Below are 20,020 nucleotides of genomic sequence, written 5' to 3'. Positions count from 1 at the left end.
GTACGGGGGAAAGGGACTCCGGGCCGCGCGCTCAGTCGGGGCGCCTGCCGTGGAAGACCAGCTCGATCATGGTGTGGTCGGGGTCGTGGATGTAGCAGAACTTGGACTGGTTCTCGGGGCGTTCGACGGGGCGGGTGTGCCGGATGCCCAGTTCCTTCAGATGGGCGAGGAACTCGTCCCAGTCGTCGACCTCGACGGCGAAGTGGTAGGGCGCCATGCGCTCCATCTCTTCGACCGGGGTGAAGTGGAGGTCGAAGTTGCCGCGGGTCATCAGGACGACCCGGGTGTTGGATTTGGGCATGATGCGCTTCATCCCGAAGACCTTCGTGTACCACTCGGCGGTGCGGTCGGGGTCGGTGGTGGGGAAGTTGACGTGGTGGATGTAGCGGGGTGCCTTGCTCATACGGAATTCCCTTCCTGGTGTACGGGGTTGGAGAGCACGCCGATGCCGCTGATCTCGATGTCGACGGTGTCCCCGGGTTCGATCCGGCAGGTCGACTCGGCGCCCATCCACAGCACGTCTCCGGGGTGCACGGTGATGTGCCGGGTGATCTCGACGAGGTAGTCGTAGGGGTCGAAGACCATGTCGCCGGTCGGGAACGCGGCCCGGACCTCGCCGTTGACCCGCAGTGTGGTCGTCTGCGCGAGCGCGTCGACATCGGTCTCGATCCAGGGACCCATCGGTTTGAAGGTGTCGCTGTTCTTGCTGCGCCAGAACGTGCGGTCCCGGTGCTGCCAGTCGCGGGCGCTGACGTCGTTGCCGATCGTCCAGCCGAAGACCGCGGCACGGGCCTGTTCGTACGTGGCGTGCCGCAGGGTGCGGCCGATGACGGCGACGAGTTCGGGCTCGGCCTCGAACCGGCCCGTCAGCCCCGCCGGTTTGACGATGGGCGAACCGTGTCCGGTCAGCGCGCTGTTGGCCCGGTAGCCGACTTCGGGGCGCACCGGGAACTCGGCCCCGCAGTGCGCGATGTGCCGGGGGTAGTTGAGGCCGACGGCGTAGAACACGGGTGGCACGACGGCCGGCAGCCAGACGGCCTCGGCCCGGGGGACGGTGCCGATGACGGTGGGACCGGGACCGTCCGGCGCCTGCCGGTCGACGGCCTCCAGGGGGGACCCGGACAGCAGCTCGACGTCCTCCTCCCCCACGCGGCCCCACACCGCTCGGCCGCCGGCCGACACCCGGGCGTATTTCATGGCGGTCAGCCCGCCAGGAGGTGGGAGACGCGCTTGGTGACCAGGTAGGCGTCGAGGGCCTCGGGTCCGCCCTCCCTGCCGTAGCCGCTCTCCTTGACGCCGCCCGAGGGTGCCTCGGGGACCGAGCCGCCGCAGTGGTTGACCGAGAGGATGCCCGCCTCCAGCTCACGCACCAGGTGTTCGGCGGTGGCCGCGGACTCGGTGAAGGCGTACGCGGCGAGGCCGTAGGGCAGTTCGTTCGCGGTGCGCAGCGCGTCGTCGAGGCCGCTGAACGCGGTGACGGGCGCGAGCGGCCCGAAGGGTTCCTCGCGCATCAGGTCCGCGTCCGGGGGCACGTCGGTGAGGACGGTCGGGGCGAAGAAGTAACCGGCGCGGTCCAGGCGTTCGCCGCCGGTGCGGAGCGTGGCGCCACGGCGTACGGCGTCGGCGGTCAGCCGCTCCATCGCGCGGAGCCTGCGTTCGTTGGCGAGGGGTCCCATGGTGGTGCCCTCGGCCAGGCCGTCGCCGACGACGACCGCCTCGGCCGCCTTCACGAACTCGGCGGTGAAGTCGTCGACGAGGCTCTCGTGGACGAGGAAGCGGCTCGGCGAGGTGCAGACCTGGCCGGCGTTGGCGAACTTGGCCCGGGCGGCGCGGCGGGCGGCGCGGGCGGGGTCGGCGTCCGCGCACACGATCACGGGGGCGTGGCCGCCCAGTTCCATCAGGGACGGTTTCATGACCTCGCCCGCGGCGGCGGCCAGCAGTTTGCCCACGGGGACCGAGCCGGTGAAGGCGACGAGACGGACGACCGGGGAGGCGATCAAGTGGGCCGACACCTCGGCCGGTTCGCCGAAGACGAGGTTGAGGACGCCGTCCGGCAGTCCGGCGTCCACGAAGCAGCCGACCAGGGCGGCGGCCGTGGCCGGGGTCTCCTCGGACGCCTTGACGACGATGGAGCAGCCCGCGGCGAGGGCGGAGGAGATCTTGCGCATGGGTCCGCCGGCCGGGAAGTTCCAGGGGACGAACGCGGCGACGGGGCCGATCGGTTCGCGGCGCACGGACAGCAGGGTGCCGGGGGCGGAGGGGATGATGCGGCCGTAGGCGCGGCGGGCGTCGTCGGCGTGCCAGCGCAGGGTGTCCGCGACGCGCCGGGCCTCCCCGGTCGCCTCGGCGAGGGGTTTGCCCTGTTCGAGGGTCATGATCCGGCCGACCTCGGCGGCCCGCTCGGTGAGCAGGTCGGCGGCGGTGTGCAGGATGGCGGTGCGCCGGGCGACGGGGGTGTCGCGCCAGGTCCGGAATCCCCGCGCGGCGGCGTCGAGAGCGCGGTCCAGGTCGGCGGTGGTGGCGAGGGGGACCTCTCCGATCACCTCTTCGGTGGCCGGGTTGACGATCGGGGCGGGGCGGCCGGTGCCGCCCGGGCACCATTGACCGGCTATGTGCAGGCGGACGGCGGGATAGCCGTGGTCGGTGGTCATGGGTGGGAGCCCTCTCAGGCCGGCGGACGTGACGGTGGGAGCCCGCGGCGGGGAGGCCGGGGCGGCGGGGCTGGGGCGACGGGGCTGGCGGCGCGGGTCAGGAGGCGGGGGCGTCCCGCTGGTCGCGGTTGGTGCGCAGGGCCCAGATGTGGTGGGGCGGGGTGGTGGTGTGGACGCGGGTCTCGTAGGAGTCGTCGACCCGGTCCATGTCGGCCGCGTACTCGACGCGTCCGCCGCAGGGGGCGTGCACGAAGCGGAAGACGTTGGAGCCGACCGTGTGGCGGCCGAGCCTGCGGGCCTCGCGCCAGCCCCGGTCGATCATGTGGTTGCCGCCCTCGACGACGTCGTCGAAGCCGGGGACCTCGTAGGCGACGTGGTTGACGCCGGCCTTGTCGGGGCGGTGGCAGAGCAGCAGGGTGTGCTGGTCGTCGTCGCCCGGGGCCCTCATGAAGACACCCATGGGCTCGACGACGTCGGTGGGCCGGAAGCCGAGGCGGTCCACGTAGAACGCGACGGCCTCCTCGCGGCCCTCCTTGGGGATGTTGAGCGCCACATGGCACATGCGCAGCGGGTGTACGCGGGTGATCGGCTCCAGCGCGGTGTTCCAGCGGGTGACGCTGCCGAGCGCGTTGGCGGGCCGGGGGGTGACGTCGGCGGGACGTGGCCGGGCCAGGGTCAGGGCGGCCCCGAAGCCCGTCTCGTCCACGGTGTGGAACACGCCCGCGGCGTCCTGCCGGACCGGGCGGTCACGGCCGGCCGCGGCGACCAGGCGCTCCAGCTCCCGGGGGGTGTCGACGCCCCAGACCACTTCCCGCAGGGTGGGCCCGTCCTCCACCGGGGGCGGGAGCGGAGCATCCGGTGCGGTGTCGAGGTGGAGGGTCTGGCCGGTGCGGGTCCCGAACACGGCGTGCTCGTCGGTCCGTTCCAGGAGGAAGAGTCCGAAGTCGTCGAAGAACCGGACGCATTCGCCGAGGTCGTCGATGCCGTAGGTGATCGATTCGATTCTCTGGATTCCCATGGGTTCCTCGTTTCGCGGGTCGCCCGGTGAGCGTAGGTTTCGGGCGGCAGCGGGCTCAACGGTCCGGGTTCTACGGAATGCGCAATCGTTTCTTGCGGCCGGTGAATTCCGTGCGGAAGGTTCCTAGGAACGGATCGCCGGAATGGGATTCCGGGAGAACCACGCGGTGAGGAAATCCAGGAACACGCTGACCTTGCGCGGAGTGCCCTGTCCGGGACCGTAGATCGCGTACAGGGGGCGGTCGGGGACCGTGAGTTCGGGCAGCAGGACCTGGAGGGCACCCGAGACGAGGTCGTCGTACGCCGGCCGCTGGGGCAGCAGGGCGATGCCGCGCCCGTGCACGGCGGCCTTCTGCAGGGCGATGTAGGAGTTCGACGAGAAGGCGACGTTGCGGATCTTGTGCAGGGTGGAGGCGTGGCCGTGGCCGATCCGCCAGACCGGGTCGTTGACGTGTACGAGGCACTCGTGCGCGGCGATCCCGTTCGGTTCGGTGAGCGGGCCGCCGCGTTCGAGGTATTCCTCCGAGGCGCACAGGACGAACGGCAACGAGGCGATCTTCTTGAGGCGGACGCTGGAGTCCCTGAGGTCCCGGGTGTGGAAGGCGACGTCGAATCCGCCGTCGAGGAAATCGTAGGTCCGGTCGGACATGCCGCCGAGTTCGAAACGGACCTGGATCTTCGGATGGGAGGCGGAGAAGGCGGCTATCGCGTCGCCGAGATCCAGGCTCCCGATCCATTTGGGGCAGATGATGCTGAGCGTGCCCTCGGCGCGGTCGTGCAGCCGGGCTATCCCCGCGTCCTCGGCCTCGATCTCGTCCAGGATGCGCGCGGCGAAGTCGGCGTAGCGCTGTCCGGGTTCGGTGAGGCTGACGGAGCGGGCCGTGCGGTTGACCAGTCTGACGCCGACCTGCCGTTCCAGTTCGGCGACGTGGCGCGACACCAGGGAGCCGGAGGAGCCCAGTTTCCTGGCGGCGCCGTTGAAGCTGCCCACCTGGGCGACGGTGACGAAGCTGTGCATGAGGAGCAGGCGGTCCATGTTTTCCTCCGGAGGCCCACGGCTGCCGGGGGGTGGGCCCCGGCGGCGGTGCCGGTGTCGGGTGTGCGGGCGGTACTTCCTTCGCCGGGGCAGGGCTCACTGCGACGCGGGCCTTCGTCGCACCGGTTACGAGGCGGGGCAGTACTGCGGGGCCTTGGCCAGGTTGTCCTTGGTGACCAAGAGAAGAGGAATGTTGGCAATCTTGTCAACCTTTTCTTCGCCCAGCAGTTCGACGGTGTTCTCCACCGCCGTCCGGCCGATGACCATGGCCGAGTTGGCCACGGTGGCGGAGAACCGGCCGTCCTTCACCGCGGCCAGCCCCTCGTCGGTGCCGTTGACGGTCACGATCCTGACGTCCTCGGCGCCGGCCGCGTCGAAGGCCTTGCGGACGGCGAATCCCATCTCCTCGTTGGCGACGAAGGCGTAGTCCAGGTCGGGGTGGGCCTGGATCATGTTCTCGGCGACCTCCTGCGCCTTGACCGGGTTGAACATGCCGGGCTGGTTCGCGACGACCTTCGCGGTGGAGGGCAGTTCGTTGGTGAAGCCGCCCACGAGCAGGTCGGAGGCCGCGCCCGGCGCGCCCGCGACCACACCGACCTTCACGTTCCTGCCCGCGGCGTCCTCGCCGACCCAGTCGGCGTCCAGGGCGCCCGCCTTCTGGAGGTCGACGACGGCCGCGCCGAGAATGTCGTTCGCGCTGCCGGGGGCGACCGAGGTCAGGTAGATCGGAATGCCGGAGGCCTTGGCCTTGGCGATGTCGCCGTCGAGCGAGTCGACGTTGACGGTCTGCACGATCAGCGCGCTGACCTTGCGGGAGATCATGTCCTCGATGTTGGACAGTTCGGTTCCGGCGTTCTGGTGGGAGTTGGCCGTGTAGAGCCCGACCCCTTCCGACTTCGCCGTCTGCTCGACGGCCTTCTGCAGACACGTGTGGAACGCGGTGTCGGCGCCGTTGACGAATCCGAGGGTGACGGCACCGGAACTCGCCCCGCCCGAACCGGTGTCGTCGTTCTCCGCGCAGCCGCTCAGCACCAGGGTGGTGCCTGCGGCCGCGGCGAGCAGTGCGCGGCGGGAACGGACGGAGAGTCTCATGGTCGTACGCCTTTCTTGACGGGCCGGGGGCAGGGGTGATCGCCCGCGGAGAGCGGGGAGGAGTTCGGAAGCGCCCGCGGAACGCGGGAGGTGGTGACGTGCGCGGGCCGGTGTTCTCAGTTCCGGGCGGACCGGGTCTTGTGGAACTCGTTGGCCACGGCCGCGACGAGCAGGACCCCGCCGACGGAGACCGGCTGGTAATTGCTGGAGACCTGGAGCAGGTTCAGCGCGTTGGCCACGACACCGAGGAGTACGACGCCGAGCACGGTACCGGCCACGGTGCCGTGGCCGCCGGCCAGCGAAGTACCGCCGATGACCACCGCGGCCACGGCGGTGAGCTGGAGGGAGAGACCGCCCGTGCCGGGGCTGCTGGAGCCGAGCCGGGACAGCAGCATCAGGCCGGCCAGACCGGACAGGGCCCCGGTGAGGGCGTACAGCGTGAGCTTGCGCGCGGTGACGTCGATGCCGCTGAGCCGGGCGACGTGCTCGTTGCCGCCGATGGCGTAGGCGTCGCGGCCGAACACGGTGAACCGCATGACCAGGGCCGTCGCCACGAGGACCAGGACCGCGAGGAGCAGCAGATAGGGGATGCCGAGGAACTTGTCGTTGCCCAGCGGGAACATCCTGGTGCCGATGGAGACGCTGACGCTGTCGAGCACCAGGAGCGCGACGCCGTCGAGCAGGGTGGCCGTGGCCAGGGTGACGACGAACGGGGCGACGTTCGTGAACGTCACGACGAGCCCGTTCACCAGGCCGATCACCGTGGCGAGCACGATCGTGACGGCCACGGTGAGGACGGTGGAACGGCCGTGCGACAGGAGCTGCGCCCCGAGCGCGGTCGTGACGGAGACGTTGCTGCCCATGGAGAAGTCCATGCCGCCCGCGGTCATGAGCAGGGTCAGGCCCGCGGCGATCACGGCGGTGACGCTCACCTGCCGCAGGATGTTGATCACGTTGGTGTCGGTGGCGAACGCGTCGGTCCGCAGCACGGTGGCGACCACCACGACGGCCAGGACGGCCGTCAGGCCGGCGTGCGGGGTGCGGCGCAGGGCACCGAGCCGGCTCCCCGGCCGCCTCCGGCCGTGCGGGTCGGTGGCCCCCGGGGCATCGGGGAGTGTCTTGACGCTCACTGGGGCTGACCTCCGAGTGCTGTGGCGACGAGTTCGTCGCGGGTGATGGCCGTGATGTCGTGCTCGGCGACCGGGCGGCCCGCGCTGACGACGATCACCCGGTCGGCGAGCCGCATGACCTCCTCGGCGGACGAGGACGCGAGCAGCACGGCCGTGCCGCGCGAGGCGAGGTCGTCGATCAGGGTGTGGATGTCGGCCATGGCGGCGATGTCCACGCCGTTCGTGGGGTCTTCGAGGAAGCAGGCGACCGGCTCGGTCTGCAGCCACTTGGCGAGCAGCACCTTCTGCTGGTTCCCGCCGGACAGGGCGCTCACCGGCGGATTGCCCGCGAGCGAGACGACTCCGTAGCTGCGCCTCAACGGCCGGGCGCGACGGGCGAGTTCGCCCCGGCGGTGCAGCCGCCTGCGGGCGAAGCGGTCACCGGCGAGCATCAGGTTCTCGTCCAGGGACATCCCCGGGACGAGTCCGAGCGCGCGCCGGTCGCCCGTGACGCAGCGCAGACCTCCGGCCAGCGAGGCGCGCACCCTGCCGAACGGCACCGGGGCGCCGTCGACGAGGAGTTCGCCGGCGTCGGGGCGGCGCCGGCCGGAGAGCAGGTCGAAGAGGCGGGACTGCGCGTCACCGGCCGGTCCGAGCACCGCGACGACCTCGCCCTTGCGCACCTCGACGTCGAGGCCCCTGACGGCCCGGCCGTCGCCGAGAGCGCGGACCGCGAGACCGATCTCGTCCTTGGGGGCGGGACGTTCGGCACGCCGCGAGACGACGTCGCGGCCCACCATGGACCGGACCAGCGAGTCCGGGCCGAGTTCGGCGGCGGGCGCGCTGCGCACCACGGCTCCGTCGCGGAGCACGGTGAGCCGGTCCGCGACCGCCATCACCTCGTCGATGTAGTGCGAGATGTAGACGACGGCGACGCCCTCGTCGCGCAGGGTGCGCACCAACTCCCTGATCTGCCGGGCGGCTTCCGCGCTCAGGCAGGCGGTCGGCTCGTCGAGGACCAGGATCCGGCCGCCGCGGCGCACCTCGCGCGCCACCTCGACCATGGTCTGCTCGGCGACGCTCAGCGAACCCGCGGTCCGCTCCACGTCGATGTCGATGCCGAGTCCGGAAAGGGCTCGCGCGGCCTCGGACCTGAGCGTCCTCCAGCGCACCGCGCCGCGCCGGGCGGGCAGGTCGCCCAGCATGACGTTCTCCGCGACGGTCAGGCCCATCGCCAGTTCGCGGCGCTGGGGGACCGAGGCGATGCCGAGCCGTCGCGCCCTGCGTACGGTCAGACCGTCCTGGGCGTGTCCGTCGACCTCGACGGTGCCGGAGTCCGCCCGGTGCACCCCGGAGAGGATCTGCACCAGGGTCGACTTGCCGGCGCCGTTCATGCCCATCAGCGCGTGGACCTCGCCGGGGTAGAGGTCGAGGTCGACGTCCGTGAGCGCGGCGGCGCCGCCGAAGGTCTTGGTGACACCGCGGACGCGGAGCACGGGTTCGCGGGCGGTCCCGGCGCCCTCGGGCGTCGTCGTCGGAGTCCTCGGGGTCACGGCGGCGCCTCCTCGCGCGTCCCGGTCCGCGAGCGCGGTCACGGCCGCGGTCCCTCGTCGTGGCCGATGCGCCCGTGACCGCGGATGTCGGGGAAGGGGGGCTCGCGGTCGGCCTGGAGGTCCACCTGGAAGGTGTTCAGGCACATCCCGAGCATGGTGAAGTTCCCGAGCGCGCCGATCGTGTCCACCAGGCCCCTGGGGCCGAAGTGGCGGAGCGCCCGGGCGAAGGTCTCGTCGCGGACGAAGTGCTCGTCGAGGACCTCCCGGCAGAACCGGTAGAAGGCGTGGTCGGCCTCGTCGTCGAAGAGGGCTTCCCGCTTCTCGGCGACGGCCTCGACCGCGGCCTCGGGGACACCCGCCTCGATCGCCCGGTCGACGTGCGCGTTCCATGAGTACTGCGCGTCCCAGTTCCGGGCGGCCATCAACAGGGCCAGTTCACGCAGGTGTTCGGGCAGGCTGCAGTCGAACCTGGCGAAGGCGCCGAGGGATTCGGCGCGCTCGCACATCTCCGGGCTGTGCAGCCAGACCCGGAAGGGACCGCGGACCGCACCGCGCCGGCCGGCGATGCGGGCGGCCAGTTCCCGCTGGCGCGGTTCCATGTCCTCATCGGTCAGAACGGGGAGCCTCATGTGGCTGCCACCTGCCTTTGCTGTCCGGCGTGTGTCCGGCGTATGTCCGGCACGTAAGGGGATGCCGTGCGATGCCAGCCGACGGTACAGCCGGGTCCGGGAAGCTCACCCTTCCCGGAACGCAAGGTAAAACTGCACGCCGGACGGCACCCGTTCACGGGGACGCGGCCTAACGTCGGTCGACGCATCACCGCCGACGGGAGAGGAACCCCGGATGACAACGATCATCGAAGCCGCGTCCGTGCCCCCGCTCGACCGGGGCGGCGCCGTCGTGACGACGCCGCTCGTCACCACCGGCTCGGCGGGCGGGGAGAACCGGATCACCAGCGGGATGAGCGTGTACCCGGCCGGCTCCGGGGCGCCCTTGCACTCGCACAACTGCGACGAGCACGTGACGGTCCTGGAGGGCGAGGCGGAGGTGGTCGTCGACGGCGAGGCGACGAGGCTGCGGCGGTTCGACACCACCTATGTCCCCTCCCCCGTTCCCCATCTGTTCAGGAACGTCGGCGACCGCCCGCTGCGCATCCTGTGGGTCTACTCCTCGGGCCATGTCACACGCACCTTCACCGCGACCGGGAAGACGGTCGAGCACCTCTCGGACGAGGACCGGATGGGCTGAGGACGGGCCGGGAGGACCGGACGGGCCGACGCGAGGACGGCCCCGCCCCCGTCGGGGCGGGGCCGTCGTCAGGAGCGGGGCCGCGCAGGGTCACCGGGCGGGCGCCCCTTGGGCGGGGGCCGGGGCGAGGCCCGCGGGGCGGGTGGTGAAGGTGCCCCGGCCCTGGGTCCGGCTGCGCAACCGGGTCGCGTAGCCGAAGAGTTCGGCCAGCGGCACGGTGGCGGTGACCACCGACGTGCCCCCGCGGACGAGCGAGCCCGAGACCCTGCCGCGCCGGGCCGCGAGGTCGCCGAGCACCCCGCCCACGGCTTCCCCGGGCACGGTGACGGTGACCTCGGCCACCGGTTCCAGCAGGACCACGGCACTGGCGCGCAGCGCCTCACGCAGCCCGAACCGGCCGGCCGCGCGGAACGCCGTCTCCGAGGAGTCCTTCACGTGGGTCGCCCCGTCGGTGAGGGTGACGCGCAGCCCGGTCACCGGGTGGCCGCCGAGGGGGCCCTCCGCGAGCGCGTCCCGGCAGCCCGCCTCCACGGCACGGACGTACTCCTGCGGCACCCGGCCGCCGACGACCGCCGAGCGGAACTCGAAGCCCGTCACCGCTCCCCCGTCACCGCCGGGGCCGGTCCCCAGCGGCTCCACGTCCAGGACGACATGGGCGAACTGACCTGCGCCGCCGTCCTGTTTGACGTGCCGGTACACCAGACCCGACACCCCGCGGGCCACCGTCTCGCGGTAGGACACCCTCGGCCGCCCGACGGCGACGTCGAGCCCCTGGGCGCGCCTGATCTTCTCCACCGCCACCTCCAGATGCAGTTCTCCCATGCCCGACAGCACCGTCTGCCCGGTCTCGGGGTCGGTGCGGACGACCAGCGAGGGGTCCTCCTCGGCCAGCCGCGCCAGCGCCGACACCAGCCGGTCGGTCTCGGTGTTCCTGCGTGCCTCGACCGCCACGGACACCACCGGGTCGGCGACGGCCGGCGGTTCGAGGAGCAGTGGCGCCCCGGGGGCGCACAGGGTCGCTCCGGCCCGGGCGGACTTCGGCCCGATCACGGCGACGATGTCACCGGCCACCGCGCGCTCCAGTTCCGTGTGGCGGTCGGCCCGTACGCGCAGGATGCGGGCTATCCGCTCGGTGCGTCCCGTGGCCGCGTCCAGCACCGTCCCTCCCTTCTCCACCGTGCCCGCGTAGACGCGCAGGTACGTCATCCGTCCGGTCGCGGTGGCGTTCACCTTGAACACCAGTGCCGCGAACGGCGCTCGGGGGTCGGCGACCCGCTCCTGCCCGGCGCCGTCGTGCGTACCGCGCACGGCGGGCACGTCGAGCGGCGAGGGCAGGTAGGCCACCATGGCGTCCAGCAGCGGTTCGACACCGCGGTTGCGGTAGGCCGAGCCGCACAGCACCACCACGCCCTCGCCGGTACGGGTCAGGTCGCGCAGCGCGGACGACAGCGTCCCCGCCGAGAGCGTGGAGCGCTCGCAGAACTCCTCCAGGGCCACCGGGTGGAGTTCGGCCACCGCTTCCTCCAGAAGCCGCCGCCTGCGCCGTGCCTCCTCCGACAGGTCCTGCGGCACGGGGATCTCCTCGGCCGAGTCGGCGCCGTCGGCCCACACCAGCGCGCGCATCCGCAGCAGATCGACCACGCCGGTGAAGGCGTCCTCGGTGCCGATCGGCAACTGGACGACCAGGGGCGCCGGATGCAGCCGTTCGCGGATCGAGTCGACGGCGGTGTCCAGGTCGGCGCCCGCGCGGTCCATCTTGTTCACGAAGGCGATCCGCGGGACGCCGTGCCGGTCGGCCCGCCGCCACACCGACTCGCTCTGCGGCTCGACGCCCGCCACGGCGTCGAACACCGCGACGGCGCCGTCGAGGACGCGGAGCGAGCGCTCCACCTCGTCGGAGAAGTCGACGTGGCCCGGGGTGTCGAGCAGGTTGACGCGGTGACCGTCCCAGGCGCAGGTGACGGCCGCGGCGAAGATGGTGATGCCGCGGTCGCGCTCCTGCGGGTCGAAGTCGGTGACGGTGGTGCCGTCGTGGACCTCGCCCCGTTTGTGGATGGTGCCGGTGAGGTAGAGGATCCGTTCGGTCACGGTGGTCTTCCCCGCGTCGACGTGGGCGAGGATGCCCAGGTTGCGGACGGCGGCGAGGGGGCCGGTGACGGGGTCGGTGAGGTGGCGGTGCAGGTCGGTACGCATGGCCCAGGGCCTTTCGGACGATCCGGAAACGGGTCGGCGCGATTCCCGGACGACACGTCTGGTCCCAGACGGTGGTGGACCCCGGGCGGGCACGGCGCACGGCGACCGGGCGTGCGGTCGCCGCCGTGCGGGCGGAGGTCAGGAGGTCGTCGCGGGTGTCCGGTTCCGGCCGCGCAGCCGGTACCGGGCCCTCGAGGACACGAGGATCACCTCGTACTGTGACGGGGGGACGACGACAGCGGTGCGGTAACGCACGGCCCGGCTCCCCTCGTTCGTCACGGCACACACGGCACCGGAGCGGTGGTGTGCGATGTCCCGGCGAGTCTAGGCAACCGGGCCCGGCACCGGCACCGGGTTTTCCGTGCCGGGCACGCGCTCGCGATACCTTTCGCCCTGTCAGAGCCCTCTGGGCATCAACCCGTCGTCCGACGTCAGGATGGTCATGAACGAGGAAACGATCGTCGAAGCAGCGCCCGGAGTCCACCTGGTGCACGGCAGCAACACGAACTGGGTGGTGCTGTCAGAGGGCGATTCCGTCACCCTGATCGACACGGGGTACCCCGGGGACCGCGAGAAGCTCCTGGCGTCGCTGAGGACCCTCGGCCACGCGCCCGAGGCGGTGACCGCCGTGCTCATCACCCACGCGCACAGCGACCACCTCGGCTCCGCCGAGTTCCTGAACCGCACCTACGGCACGCCGGTCCGGCTGCACGAGACCGAGGTGCCGCACGCGCGCCGCGACTTCCTCCACCAGGTGAGCATCGGACAGGTCGCGCGGCAGGCCTGGCGCCCCGGCGTACTGCCCTGGGCGGTGCACGCCATCCGCTCCGGCGGCACGGCGGACGTGGCCATGACGAAGCCCGAGGCGTTCCCGCACACGGGTCCGCTCGACCTGCCGGGGCGGCCCGTGCCGGTGCACACGCCGGGCCACACGCCAGGCCACTGCGTCTACCACCTGCCGGAGGCCGGGGTGCTGATCTCCGGTGACGCCCTGGTGAGCGGCCACCCCACCTCACGGATACGGGGCCCCCAGCTCCTGCCCAGGATGTTCGACACCGAGCGCGCCGGAGCGCTCGACTCGCTCGGAAGGATCGAGGCCCTCGACGCCGACGTGCTGCTGCCCGGGCACGGCCCCGTGCACCGCGGCCCGGTCCGCGAGGCCGCCCGGCGGGCACGGGAGCTGGCCGGCTGAGGAGGCCCGGCGGCGACGGGGGCGCCGCCGCTTGACGCACGGGACAGACAGGGGCAGAGTTGTACATATACGTCGTAAACATACGTAGTCAGTCCGCCGGTCGCCCCGACCGCCGCCCGCGCACACGAAGGAGCCGGGCACATGAGCGCCCCCTCGACCATTCTCGTCACGGGCGGCGCAGGATTCATCGGTAGTCACGCCTGCGTCGAACTCCTCGACCACGGTTACGAGTTGATCGTGGTCGACGACTATTCCAACAGCAGTCCACAGGTCTTCGCCCGCGTGGAACGCATCGCGGGCCGTTTCCTCGGCACCGTCTACGAGCTGGACATCCGTGACCGGCGCGCCCTGTCGGCCGTCTTCGACCGCCACTCCGTCGACGCCGTCGTGCACTTCGCCGCGCACAAGGCCGTCGGCACGTCGACACGGATGCCCATCGAGTACTACGACACCAACGTCGGCGGAACGACCGCGCTGCTGAACGCCATGCACGAGCACGGTGTGCGCCAGCTCGTCTTCTCCTCGTCCTGCTCCGTGTACGGCGACGCCGGCCGCGGACCGCTCGACGAGTCGACGCCGGCCCGGCCGACGAATCCGTACGCGGCCTCCAAGGCCGTCTGCGAGCAGATCCTGGCCGACGTCTGCCGGCGCCACCCCGAGTACACCGTGCTGTGCCTGCGGTACTTCAACCCGGCGGGCGCCCACCCCAGCGGGCTCCTCGGCGAGGACCCCGGTGACTCCCCGGAGAACCTGCTGCCGAACCTGGCCCAGGTGGCCGTCGGGCGGCAGGAACGCCTCCGGGTCTTCGGCGACGACTACCCGACGGCGGACGGGACGGCGATCCGTGACTATCTGCACGTCATGGACACCGTCGAGGCCCATCGCGTCGCCCTCGACCACCTCGCCGACGAGCGGGGCATGCGTGTGTACAACCTCGGCATAGGCAAGGGCAGTTCGGTCCTCGACGTGATCTCCGCCTTCTCCGCGGAGTGCGGCAGGCCCGTGCCGTACGAGATGGTCCCGCGCCGGCCCGGCGATGTCGCCGAGCTCGTGGCGGACGCCTCGGCCGTGGCGCGCGCCTGGGGCTGGCACCCTTCGCGGGACCTCTCCGACATGTGCCGGGACGCGTGGCGGTTCCAGCGGCTCAACCCCAACGGCTACGCCGGGTCCGCCCGGCGTTCTTCCGGCAAGGGCTGAAACCCACCCGCCCCGGTTCCGGCCCGGGCTCACGCTCCGCCCCCGGTTCCGGCCCGGCATCCGACAGCGCCGCGCCCCTCACCCCGGTCGCTCCGGCAGCGGTCACTCCGACAGCAGGAACGCCGTCTCCACCAGTGCGATGTGGCTGGACGCCTGCGGCGCGTTGCCCAGCTGGCGGCCGGCGTCGGGGTCCCACTGCTCCGAGAGCAGGCCGAGGTCGTTGCGGATCTCCAGCACCCGTTCGAACACCTCCGTCGCCTCCTCCCGGTGTCCGGTCGCGGCGAGCGCGTCGGCGTACCAGAGGGAGCACGCCACGAACGCGCCCTCGCCGCCGGGCATCCCGTCCACGCCGTGCACGCCCCGCCCGTTCGGCGCGTACCGCCGCACGAACCCGCCGTGGCTCAGCTCCCGCATCGCCCGCACGGTCCCGCGCACCCTCTCGTCCCCGGCGGGCAGGAAACCCAGCCGGGGGATCAGCAGCGCCGAGGCGTCCAGCGACGACGAGCCGTAGGACTGGACGAAGGAACCCCGTCCCGCGTCCCATCCCTCCCGGCACACCTCCCGGCGCACCTCGTCCCGCAGAGCCCGCCAGACGTCCGAGGAGCCGTTCCTGCCGAGCAGCTCGCCCATCCGCAGCGCGCGGTCCGCCGCCACCCAGACCATCACCTTGGAGTGCACGAACTGCCGCGCCGGGCCGCGCACCTGCCACAGCCCCTGGTCGGGCTCGCGCCAGTGACGGCGGAGCTGGCCCATCATGGCCTCCACCAGGCTCCACACGTGGCGCGGCATGGGGATGCCCGCCCGCAGCGACAGCAGGAGCGCGTCGAGCACCTCGCCGTACACGTCGAGCTGGAACTGGCTCATGGCCGAGTTCCCGAAGCGGACCGGCCGCGAGCCCTCGTAGCCCGGCAGCCACGGCGCCTCCGTCTCCCGCAGCAGGCGCTGTCCGCCGACGCCGTACACGGTCTGGAGGTCGGCCGGCTGTCCCGCGACCGCCCGCACCAGCCAGCCCAGCCACGCCGTGGCCTCCTCGCGGTAGCCGCCGCGCAGCAGGCAGGACAGCGTCAGCGCGGAATCACGCAGCCAGCAGAAGCGGTGGTCCCAGTTGCGTTCGCCGCCGATGCAGCCGGGCAGCGAGGTCGTCGGGGCCGCAACGATGCCCCCGGTGGGCGCGTACGTGAGCGCCTTGAGCGTGATCAGGGACCGCACCACGGCGTCGCGCCAGGGCCCTTGGTAGTGGCACTGGGCGGCCCAGCGCCGCCAGAAGTCGCAGGTCTCCTTGAGCACGGTCTCCGCCGGGACGGACAGCGGGGCGGGCGGCTCCGGCACGTACGAGGGCGCCCACACGAACGTCAGGGTCGTCCTGCGCCCGGCCAGGACGGTGAAGTCGTGGACGGTGGAGGTCCCGCCGCCGGGTGCCGCCTCCAGGCCTTCGGTGTTCAGCCAGACGGCGTCCGGCCCGGCGACCGCGACCGTGCAGGCGTCACCGGGCTGGATCCACGGCACCACCCTGCCCTGGTGGAAGCGCAGCCGTAGCTCGCTGCGCATCTCCACCGAGCCCGAGAGGCCTTCCACCATGCGGACGACGCAGGGCAGTTGGCTGCGCGGCGGCATGAAGTCGACGACCCGCACGGCGCCCGTGGGCGTCTCCCAGCGGGACTCGAGGACGAGGGTGTCCGGCCGGTAGGCGCGGCCGGCGCAGGGGGCGCGCGCCGCCCGTGAGGCCGGCGCGATCCGCCAGAAGCCGTTGTCCTCGGTCCCCAGGATCGCGGCCAGACAGGCCGGTGAGTCGAACCGGGGCAGACACAGCCAGTCGATGGAACCGTCCCTGCCGACCATGGCAGCGGTTTCCAGATCGCTGATGAGGGCGTAGTCCTCGATGGGTGCGTTCATGATCGGAGTCACGCTGCCGTGTGCATTGCCGCCTTTTCAGGGTACGTCCGTGACAAGGGAGTTCGCATCCCGGCCCCTCTCAGGACGGCCGTCCCACGGGGGTCTGTCCCGACGGCCGCAGGGATCCCCTCGACTGCGCCGCGAACCAGTCGGCGGTGTGCCGCAGCCCGTCCTCCAGGGACACCCGCGGGTACCATCCGAGCGCTTCGCGGGCGCGCGAGACGACGGGGCGCCGGCGGACCGGATCGTCGGCCGGCAGGGGGAGGAAGCGCAGTCCGCTGCGCGATCCGGTGATCGCGAGGACGAGCTCCGCGAGCTCCCGCACGGTCCGCTCGTTGGGGTTCCCGAGGTTGAACGGCCCCGGCCGGTGCGAATCGATCATGGCGATCAGACCCCGGACCAGGTCGTCGACGTAGCAGAAGCTCCGGGTCTGGCTGCCGTCCCCGAAGAGGGTCAGGGGCTCGCCGCGCAGCGCCTGCCGGATGAAGCTGGACACCACCCGGCCGTCGTACGAACGCATGCGGGGGCCGTAGGTGTTGAAGATGCGGACGATTCCCACGTCGACCGCCCGGGTCCGGCGGTACGCCATGGACAGGGCCTCGGCGTAGCGCTTGGCCTCGTCGTAGACGCTGCGGGGTCCGACGGGATTGACGTGTCCCCAGTACGCCTCGTCCTGCGGATGCACCTTGGGATCGCCGTAGACCTCGCTGGTGGACGCCAGGACGAACCGGGCCGAGTTGCGGTCGGCGAGCCGCAGCATGTTCTCCGTCCCCCTGCTGCCCGCGGCCAGTGTCTCCAGCGGGAAGCGCTGGTAGTCGACGGGCGACGCGAGGCTCGCGAGGTGCACCACGGCGTCCACGTCCCCCGCGACGCCGAACGGCTCGGTGACGTCCCGGGCCTCGAAGGTGAACCGGGGGTCGTGCCGGAACGCGGCGATGTTGACCGGTCTGCCCGAGGAGAGGTTGTCCAGACAGCAGACGCTGTCACCCCTGTTCAGCAGGGCCTCGCAGAGATGCGATCCCACGAAACCGCTTCCGCCTGACACGACGACACGCATGGGTCTCTCCTCCCTCAGGTCAGCGGGGCCGGCGCCGGACGGCCGAGCGCGTGCAGCGCCCATCCCGCCGAGCGCCACCGGACCGGGTCCAGGGTGTTCCGCGCGTCCACCAGGACCGGGGAACGCACCGTCGTCGCGAGCGCGACGGGGTCCAGGTCCCGGTACTGGGGCCACTCGGTGAGGTGCAGGACGACGTCGGCCCGCTCGCATGCCTTGGTCACGTCCAGGGCGAACTGGAGCGCCGGGTAGGCCAGCCGGGCGTTGTCGACGGCCTCGGGGTCGTGCACGCGGACCTGTGCTCCGCGGCGGCGGATCTCGTCGGCGACCACGAGCGCGGGCGAGTCACGGACGTCGTCGCTGCCGGGCTTGAAGGCGGCGCCGAGCACCGCGACGCTCCGGCCCGCGAAGGAACCTCCCAGGAGGCTCCCGGCGAGGTCGACGGTGCGCAGGCGCTGCCGGGTGTTGATCTCGTCGACCTGGCGCAGGAAGGCGACGGAGCCGCCGAGCCCCAGTTCCTCGCCGCGGGTGGCGAAGGCCCGGATGTCCTTGGGCAGACAGCTGCCGCCGAAACCGAGTCCCGGGGAAAGGAAGCGGGGCCCTATACGGGAGTCCCGGCCCATCGCCTCGGCCAGGGTGAGCACGTCGGCCCCGGTGGCCTCGCAGATCTCGGCCATGGCGTTGACGAAGGAGATCTTCGTGGCGAGGAAGGAGTTGGAGGCGACCTTGACCAGTTCGGCGGTGGCCGTGTCGGTGGCGATGAAGGGGGTGCCCGCTTCCAGGAGCGGCGCGTAGACCTCTCTGAGCCGCGCCTCGGCCCATCCGGCGCCGTTCCCGGTGCCGTTCGTGCCGCCGCCCGTCCTGGTGCCGACCACGATGCGTTCGGGTCCCAGGGTGTCCTGGACGGCGTGGCCCTCGCGCAGGAACTCCGGGTTCCAGGCCACCTCGGCCCGTGGGGCGGTGGCGCGCAGCCGTTCGGCGAGGCGGGCCGCGGTGCCGACCGGCACGGTGGACTTGCCGACGACCAGGGCCTGTTCGCGACCGCTGTCGCGGAGTCCGGGTGCCAGCCCGTCGACGGCCGCCTCGACGTGGCGCAGGTCGGCGGCGCCCGTGTCGGGGCGCTGGGGTGTGCCGACGCAGACGAAGTGCGTGTCGGCGAAGCGGGCGGCCTCGGCCGTCGAGGTGGTGAAGCGCAGCCGGCCGGAGTCCACGGCTCTCATGAGCGTCTCCGACAGGCCGGGTTCGAAGAACGGGGGCGTGCCCGCGGTCAGGGCGGCGATCCTGTCCTCGTCGACGTCGACGCCGAGCACCTCGTGCCCGATGTCGGCCATGCAGGCGGCGTGCACCGCGCCGACGTATCCGGTGCCGATGACTGTCAGACGCATGTCGTTCTCCGTGGTCGGCGTGTGGTCGGCCCGTGGCCGCCACAGCGGGTGGGTTTTCGTGTGTCGGGGGATCAGGAGCCGGGCGCGACCCCCGGGACGCGCCCGGCTGCGGGCCGGCCCGGCCGGCGGCGGACGCCGGCGGCCCCGCGTCCGCCCTCGGGCGCGAGCGCGGCGCGGACCCTGCGGCCGGCCTTGCGGCCCATCTCCGCGGCCTCGCGCGGATGGTCGAGGAGCCAGCCGACCGCGCGCGCGGCGCCTCCCGGGTCGGCCGGTGCCACGAGCAGTCCCGTGGCTCCGTGCTCCACCAGGTCGGGCACCCCGTGCACGGCCGTCGCGACGACGGGCCGGGCGGCGGTCAGGGCCTCGGTGAGCGCCCGTCCCGCCCCCTCGCGCAGGGAGGTGGTCACGAAGACGTCCAGTCCGGCCACGAGCCTGCCGGTGTCCGGACGCCGTCCGGTGACGGTCACCTCGACGTCCAGGTCCGCGGCGAGCCTGCGCACCTCCCCCGCCGGCGGGCCGTCCCCGATCACGACGAACGCGGTGTCCGGGTGGTGCGCCCGGACCGCGGCCGCCATGCGGACGAAGGCGAGGGGGGCCTCGCGGGTGTCGACGCCGCCGACGGTGCCGACGAGTGCCGTCTTCCGGGAGACGCCGAGCAGGGCGCGGGCGGCCGGGTCGAACTCCCCGGGGACGCCGGCCGGCCGTGCGGCGGAGGGCATCGCCCGCGCGCGGTCCGGCGGCGCCGGACGCTCCCCGGCCGCGCCGGCCCCGCGCGGGGCCGGCGCGAGGAGCCGGCGGGCCAGCCTCCGCGTCACGCGCCCCAGACCGCGGTACGCCGTGCGCCCGGGGCGAGCCGTGTACGGGTGGAAGCTCGGTCCGTGGACGGTGTGCACCACCACGGAGGTCCGGCACAGCCGTGCGGCGACCCGGCCGAGGGACCGGCCCTTCGCCGCGTGGGTGTGCACGAGCGTGAACCGCTCGCGGCGGATGAGCCGCACGAGCCGCCCCAGGACGAGCACGTCGGCGGGGCCCAGGGCGTGCCGGAACCCCGGTGTCTCCAGGGTGCGCACGCCAGCGGCCCGCGCCGGCTCCCACAGGTCACCGGACGGCACTCCGGCGACCCACACCTCGTAGCGGTCGGGGTCCGTGCCCTCGGCCGCCAGCGGGGTGTCGTCCCCGGCGCCCGCCCGGAAGCGGGTGACGACGTGCAGGACCTTGATGCGCGGCAGGACCGGCGCCGGGGGAAGTGCCTCGGCGGGCGCCACGCGCGGCGGCGTGGCGGTCCTGCTCGCGGCCGTGCCGTCCGGCTGCCCCGGGCTGGGGGCGAGGGTCCCGTACAGCATCAACGATCACCACCGATGGACACCTGCGTAAATACGTAAATTTACGACGTATACGTA

Annotated in this window: 17 protein-coding genes; 3 read left to right on the top strand and 14 right to left on the bottom strand. The window is 72.5% G+C overall.

Going from position 1 to position 20,020, the window contains the following annotated elements:
* Positions 1-31: 31 nt before the first annotated feature.
* The 9 genes from ACFW6B_RS17015 to ACFW6B_RS16975 form a co-directional block, all read right to left on the bottom strand.
* Positions 32-403: a VOC family protein gene (locus tag ACFW6B_RS17015; RefSeq protein ID WP_386596653.1), complete on the bottom strand. Its 372-nt coding sequence runs from the start codon at positions 401-403 to the stop codon at positions 32-34.
* The gene (locus ACFW6B_RS17010; RefSeq protein WP_386596652.1) at positions 400-1,197 is read right to left on the bottom strand and encodes a fumarylacetoacetate hydrolase family protein; all 798 of its coding nucleotides are present in this window, start codon (positions 1,195-1,197) and stop codon (positions 400-402) included. Before ACFW6B_RS17010 ends, ACFW6B_RS17015 begins: the two co-directional genes overlap by 4 nt.
* Before the next feature lie 5 nt (positions 1,198-1,202).
* Positions 1,203-2,651 (bottom strand): NAD-dependent succinate-semialdehyde dehydrogenase, encoded by a 1,449-nt coding sequence (locus tag ACFW6B_RS17005; protein WP_386596650.1) that lies wholly within the window; start codon positions 2,649-2,651, stop codon positions 1,203-1,205.
* 97 nt (positions 2,652-2,748) lie between these two features.
* On the bottom strand, positions 2,749-3,669 hold the full coding sequence (locus ACFW6B_RS17000) for a VOC family protein (RefSeq protein WP_386596648.1): 921 nt from the start codon (positions 3,667-3,669) through the stop codon (positions 2,749-2,751).
* Between the two features lie 123 nt (positions 3,670-3,792).
* On the bottom strand, positions 3,793-4,704 hold the full coding sequence (locus ACFW6B_RS16995; protein WP_386596646.1) for a LysR family transcriptional regulator: 912 nt from the start codon (positions 4,702-4,704) through the stop codon (positions 3,793-3,795).
* A gap of 126 nt (positions 4,705-4,830) precedes the next feature.
* Entirely contained in the window at positions 4,831-5,796 is a 966-nt protein-coding gene (locus ACFW6B_RS16990; RefSeq protein WP_386596644.1) for a sugar ABC transporter substrate-binding protein, read from the bottom strand.
* Positions 5,797-5,912: 116 nt separating this feature from the next.
* Positions 5,913-6,926 (bottom strand): ABC transporter permease, encoded by a 1,014-nt coding sequence (locus ACFW6B_RS16985; protein WP_386596642.1) that lies wholly within the window; start codon positions 6,924-6,926, stop codon positions 5,913-5,915.
* Entirely contained in the window at positions 6,923-8,458 is a 1,536-nt protein-coding gene (locus ACFW6B_RS16980; protein WP_386596640.1) for a sugar ABC transporter ATP-binding protein, read from the bottom strand. Before ACFW6B_RS16980 ends, ACFW6B_RS16985 begins: the two co-directional genes overlap by 4 nt.
* 38 nt (positions 8,459-8,496) lie before the next feature.
* Positions 8,497-9,087: a carboxymuconolactone decarboxylase family protein gene (locus ACFW6B_RS16975; RefSeq protein WP_386596639.1), complete on the bottom strand. Its 591-nt coding sequence runs from the start codon at positions 9,085-9,087 to the stop codon at positions 8,497-8,499.
* A 214-nt stretch (positions 9,088-9,301) separates the two neighbouring features.
* Between ACFW6B_RS16975 and ACFW6B_RS16970 the strand changes: the two genes are divergently transcribed.
* Positions 9,302-9,706: a cupin domain-containing protein gene (locus tag ACFW6B_RS16970; RefSeq protein ID WP_386596637.1), complete on the top strand. Its 405-nt coding sequence runs from the start codon at positions 9,302-9,304 to the stop codon at positions 9,704-9,706.
* A 90-nt stretch (positions 9,707-9,796) separates the two neighbouring features.
* On the opposite strand, the gene fusA is transcribed toward ACFW6B_RS16970, so the two are convergent.
* A complete protein-coding gene (gene fusA, locus ACFW6B_RS16965; protein ID WP_386596636.1) occupies positions 9,797-11,899 on the bottom strand; it encodes an elongation factor G in 2,103 nt (700 codons plus the stop codon).
* Between the two features lie 442 nt (positions 11,900-12,341).
* On the opposite strand from fusA, the gene ACFW6B_RS16960 reads away from it, so the two are divergent.
* Both ACFW6B_RS16960 and galE read left to right on the top strand, forming a co-directional pair.
* On the top strand, positions 12,342-13,091 hold the full coding sequence (locus ACFW6B_RS16960; RefSeq protein ID WP_386596634.1) for an MBL fold metallo-hydrolase: 750 nt from the start codon (positions 12,342-12,344) through the stop codon (positions 13,089-13,091).
* A 141-nt stretch (positions 13,092-13,232) separates the two neighbouring features.
* On the top strand, positions 13,233-14,288 hold the full coding sequence (galE, locus tag ACFW6B_RS16955) for a UDP-glucose 4-epimerase GalE (RefSeq protein ID WP_386596632.1): 1,056 nt from the start codon (positions 13,233-13,235) through the stop codon (positions 14,286-14,288).
* A 102-nt stretch (positions 14,289-14,390) separates the two neighbouring features.
* Here the strand turns inward: galE and ACFW6B_RS16950 are convergent, their stop codons facing one another.
* The 4 genes from ACFW6B_RS16950 to ACFW6B_RS16935 form a co-directional block, all read right to left on the bottom strand.
* On the bottom strand, positions 14,391-16,181 hold the full coding sequence (locus ACFW6B_RS16950; protein ID WP_386596630.1) for a glycoside hydrolase family 15 protein: 1,791 nt from the start codon (positions 16,179-16,181) through the stop codon (positions 14,391-14,393).
* 79 nt (positions 16,182-16,260) lie between these two features.
* On the bottom strand, positions 16,261-17,238 hold the full coding sequence (locus ACFW6B_RS16945) for a UDP-glucuronic acid decarboxylase family protein (protein ID WP_386596628.1): 978 nt from the start codon (positions 17,236-17,238) through the stop codon (positions 16,261-16,263).
* A gap of 14 nt (positions 17,239-17,252) precedes the next feature.
* The gene (locus ACFW6B_RS16940) at positions 17,253-18,620 is read right to left on the bottom strand and encodes a UDP-glucose dehydrogenase family protein (protein ID WP_386596626.1); all 1,368 of its coding nucleotides are present in this window, start codon (positions 18,618-18,620) and stop codon (positions 17,253-17,255) included.
* Positions 18,621-18,691: 71 nt separating this feature from the next.
* A complete protein-coding gene (locus ACFW6B_RS16935; RefSeq protein WP_386596624.1) occupies positions 18,692-19,963 on the bottom strand; it encodes a glycosyltransferase in 1,272 nt (423 codons plus the stop codon).
* Positions 19,964-20,020: the final 57 nt, after the last annotated feature.

The organism is Streptomyces sp. NPDC058751 (assembly GCF_042746485.1).
Taxonomy (GTDB): Bacteria; Actinomycetota; Actinomycetes; order Streptomycetales; family Streptomycetaceae; genus Streptomyces.
Note: the sequence above shows the minus strand (reverse complement) of the source record. Positions and strands in the feature narration are given on the sequence as shown.

Excerpts from the sequence above, each read along its gene's own strand:
- ACFW6B_RS17010 (WP_386596652.1), bottom strand. The coding sequence starts at position 1,197 with ATGAAATACGCCCGGGTGTCGGCCGGCGGCCGAGCGGTGTGGGGCCGC.
- ACFW6B_RS16990 (WP_386596644.1), bottom strand. The coding sequence starts at position 5,796 with ATGAGACTCTCCGTCCGTTCCCGCCGCGCACTGCTCGCCGCGGCCGCA.
- ACFW6B_RS16970 (WP_386596637.1), top strand. The coding sequence starts at position 9,302 with ATGACAACGATCATCGAAGCCGCGTCCGTGCCCCCGCTCGACCGGGGC.
- ACFW6B_RS16995 (WP_386596646.1), bottom strand. The coding sequence starts at position 4,704 with ATGGACCGCCTGCTCCTCATGCACAGCTTCGTCACCGTCGCCCAGGTG.
- ACFW6B_RS16960 (WP_386596634.1), top strand. The coding sequence starts at position 12,342 with ATGAACGAGGAAACGATCGTCGAAGCAGCGCCCGGAGTCCACCTGGTG.
- ACFW6B_RS16945 (WP_386596628.1), bottom strand. The coding sequence starts at position 17,238 with ATGCGTGTCGTCGTGTCAGGCGGAAGCGGTTTCGTGGGATCGCATCTC.
- ACFW6B_RS16935 (WP_386596624.1), bottom strand. The coding sequence starts at position 19,963 with ATGCTGTACGGGACCCTCGCCCCCAGCCCGGGGCAGCCGGACGGCACG.
- fusA (WP_386596636.1), bottom strand. The coding sequence starts at position 11,899 with ATGCGTACCGACCTGCACCGCCACCTCACCGACCCCGTCACCGGCCCC.
- ACFW6B_RS16950 (WP_386596630.1), bottom strand. The coding sequence starts at position 16,181 with ATGAACGCACCCATCGAGGACTACGCCCTCATCAGCGATCTGGAAACC.
- galE (WP_386596632.1), top strand. The coding sequence starts at position 13,233 with ATGAGCGCCCCCTCGACCATTCTCGTCACGGGCGGCGCAGGATTCATC.
- ACFW6B_RS17015 (WP_386596653.1), bottom strand. The coding sequence starts at position 403 with ATGAGCAAGGCACCCCGCTACATCCACCACGTCAACTTCCCCACCACC.
- ACFW6B_RS17000 (WP_386596648.1), bottom strand. The coding sequence starts at position 3,669 with ATGGGAATCCAGAGAATCGAATCGATCACCTACGGCATCGACGACCTC.
- ACFW6B_RS16975 (WP_386596639.1), bottom strand. The coding sequence starts at position 9,087 with ATGAGGCTCCCCGTTCTGACCGATGAGGACATGGAACCGCGCCAGCGG.
- ACFW6B_RS16940 (WP_386596626.1), bottom strand. The coding sequence starts at position 18,620 with ATGCGTCTGACAGTCATCGGCACCGGATACGTCGGCGCGGTGCACGCC.
- ACFW6B_RS17005 (WP_386596650.1), bottom strand. The coding sequence starts at position 2,651 with ATGACCACCGACCACGGCTATCCCGCCGTCCGCCTGCACATAGCCGGT.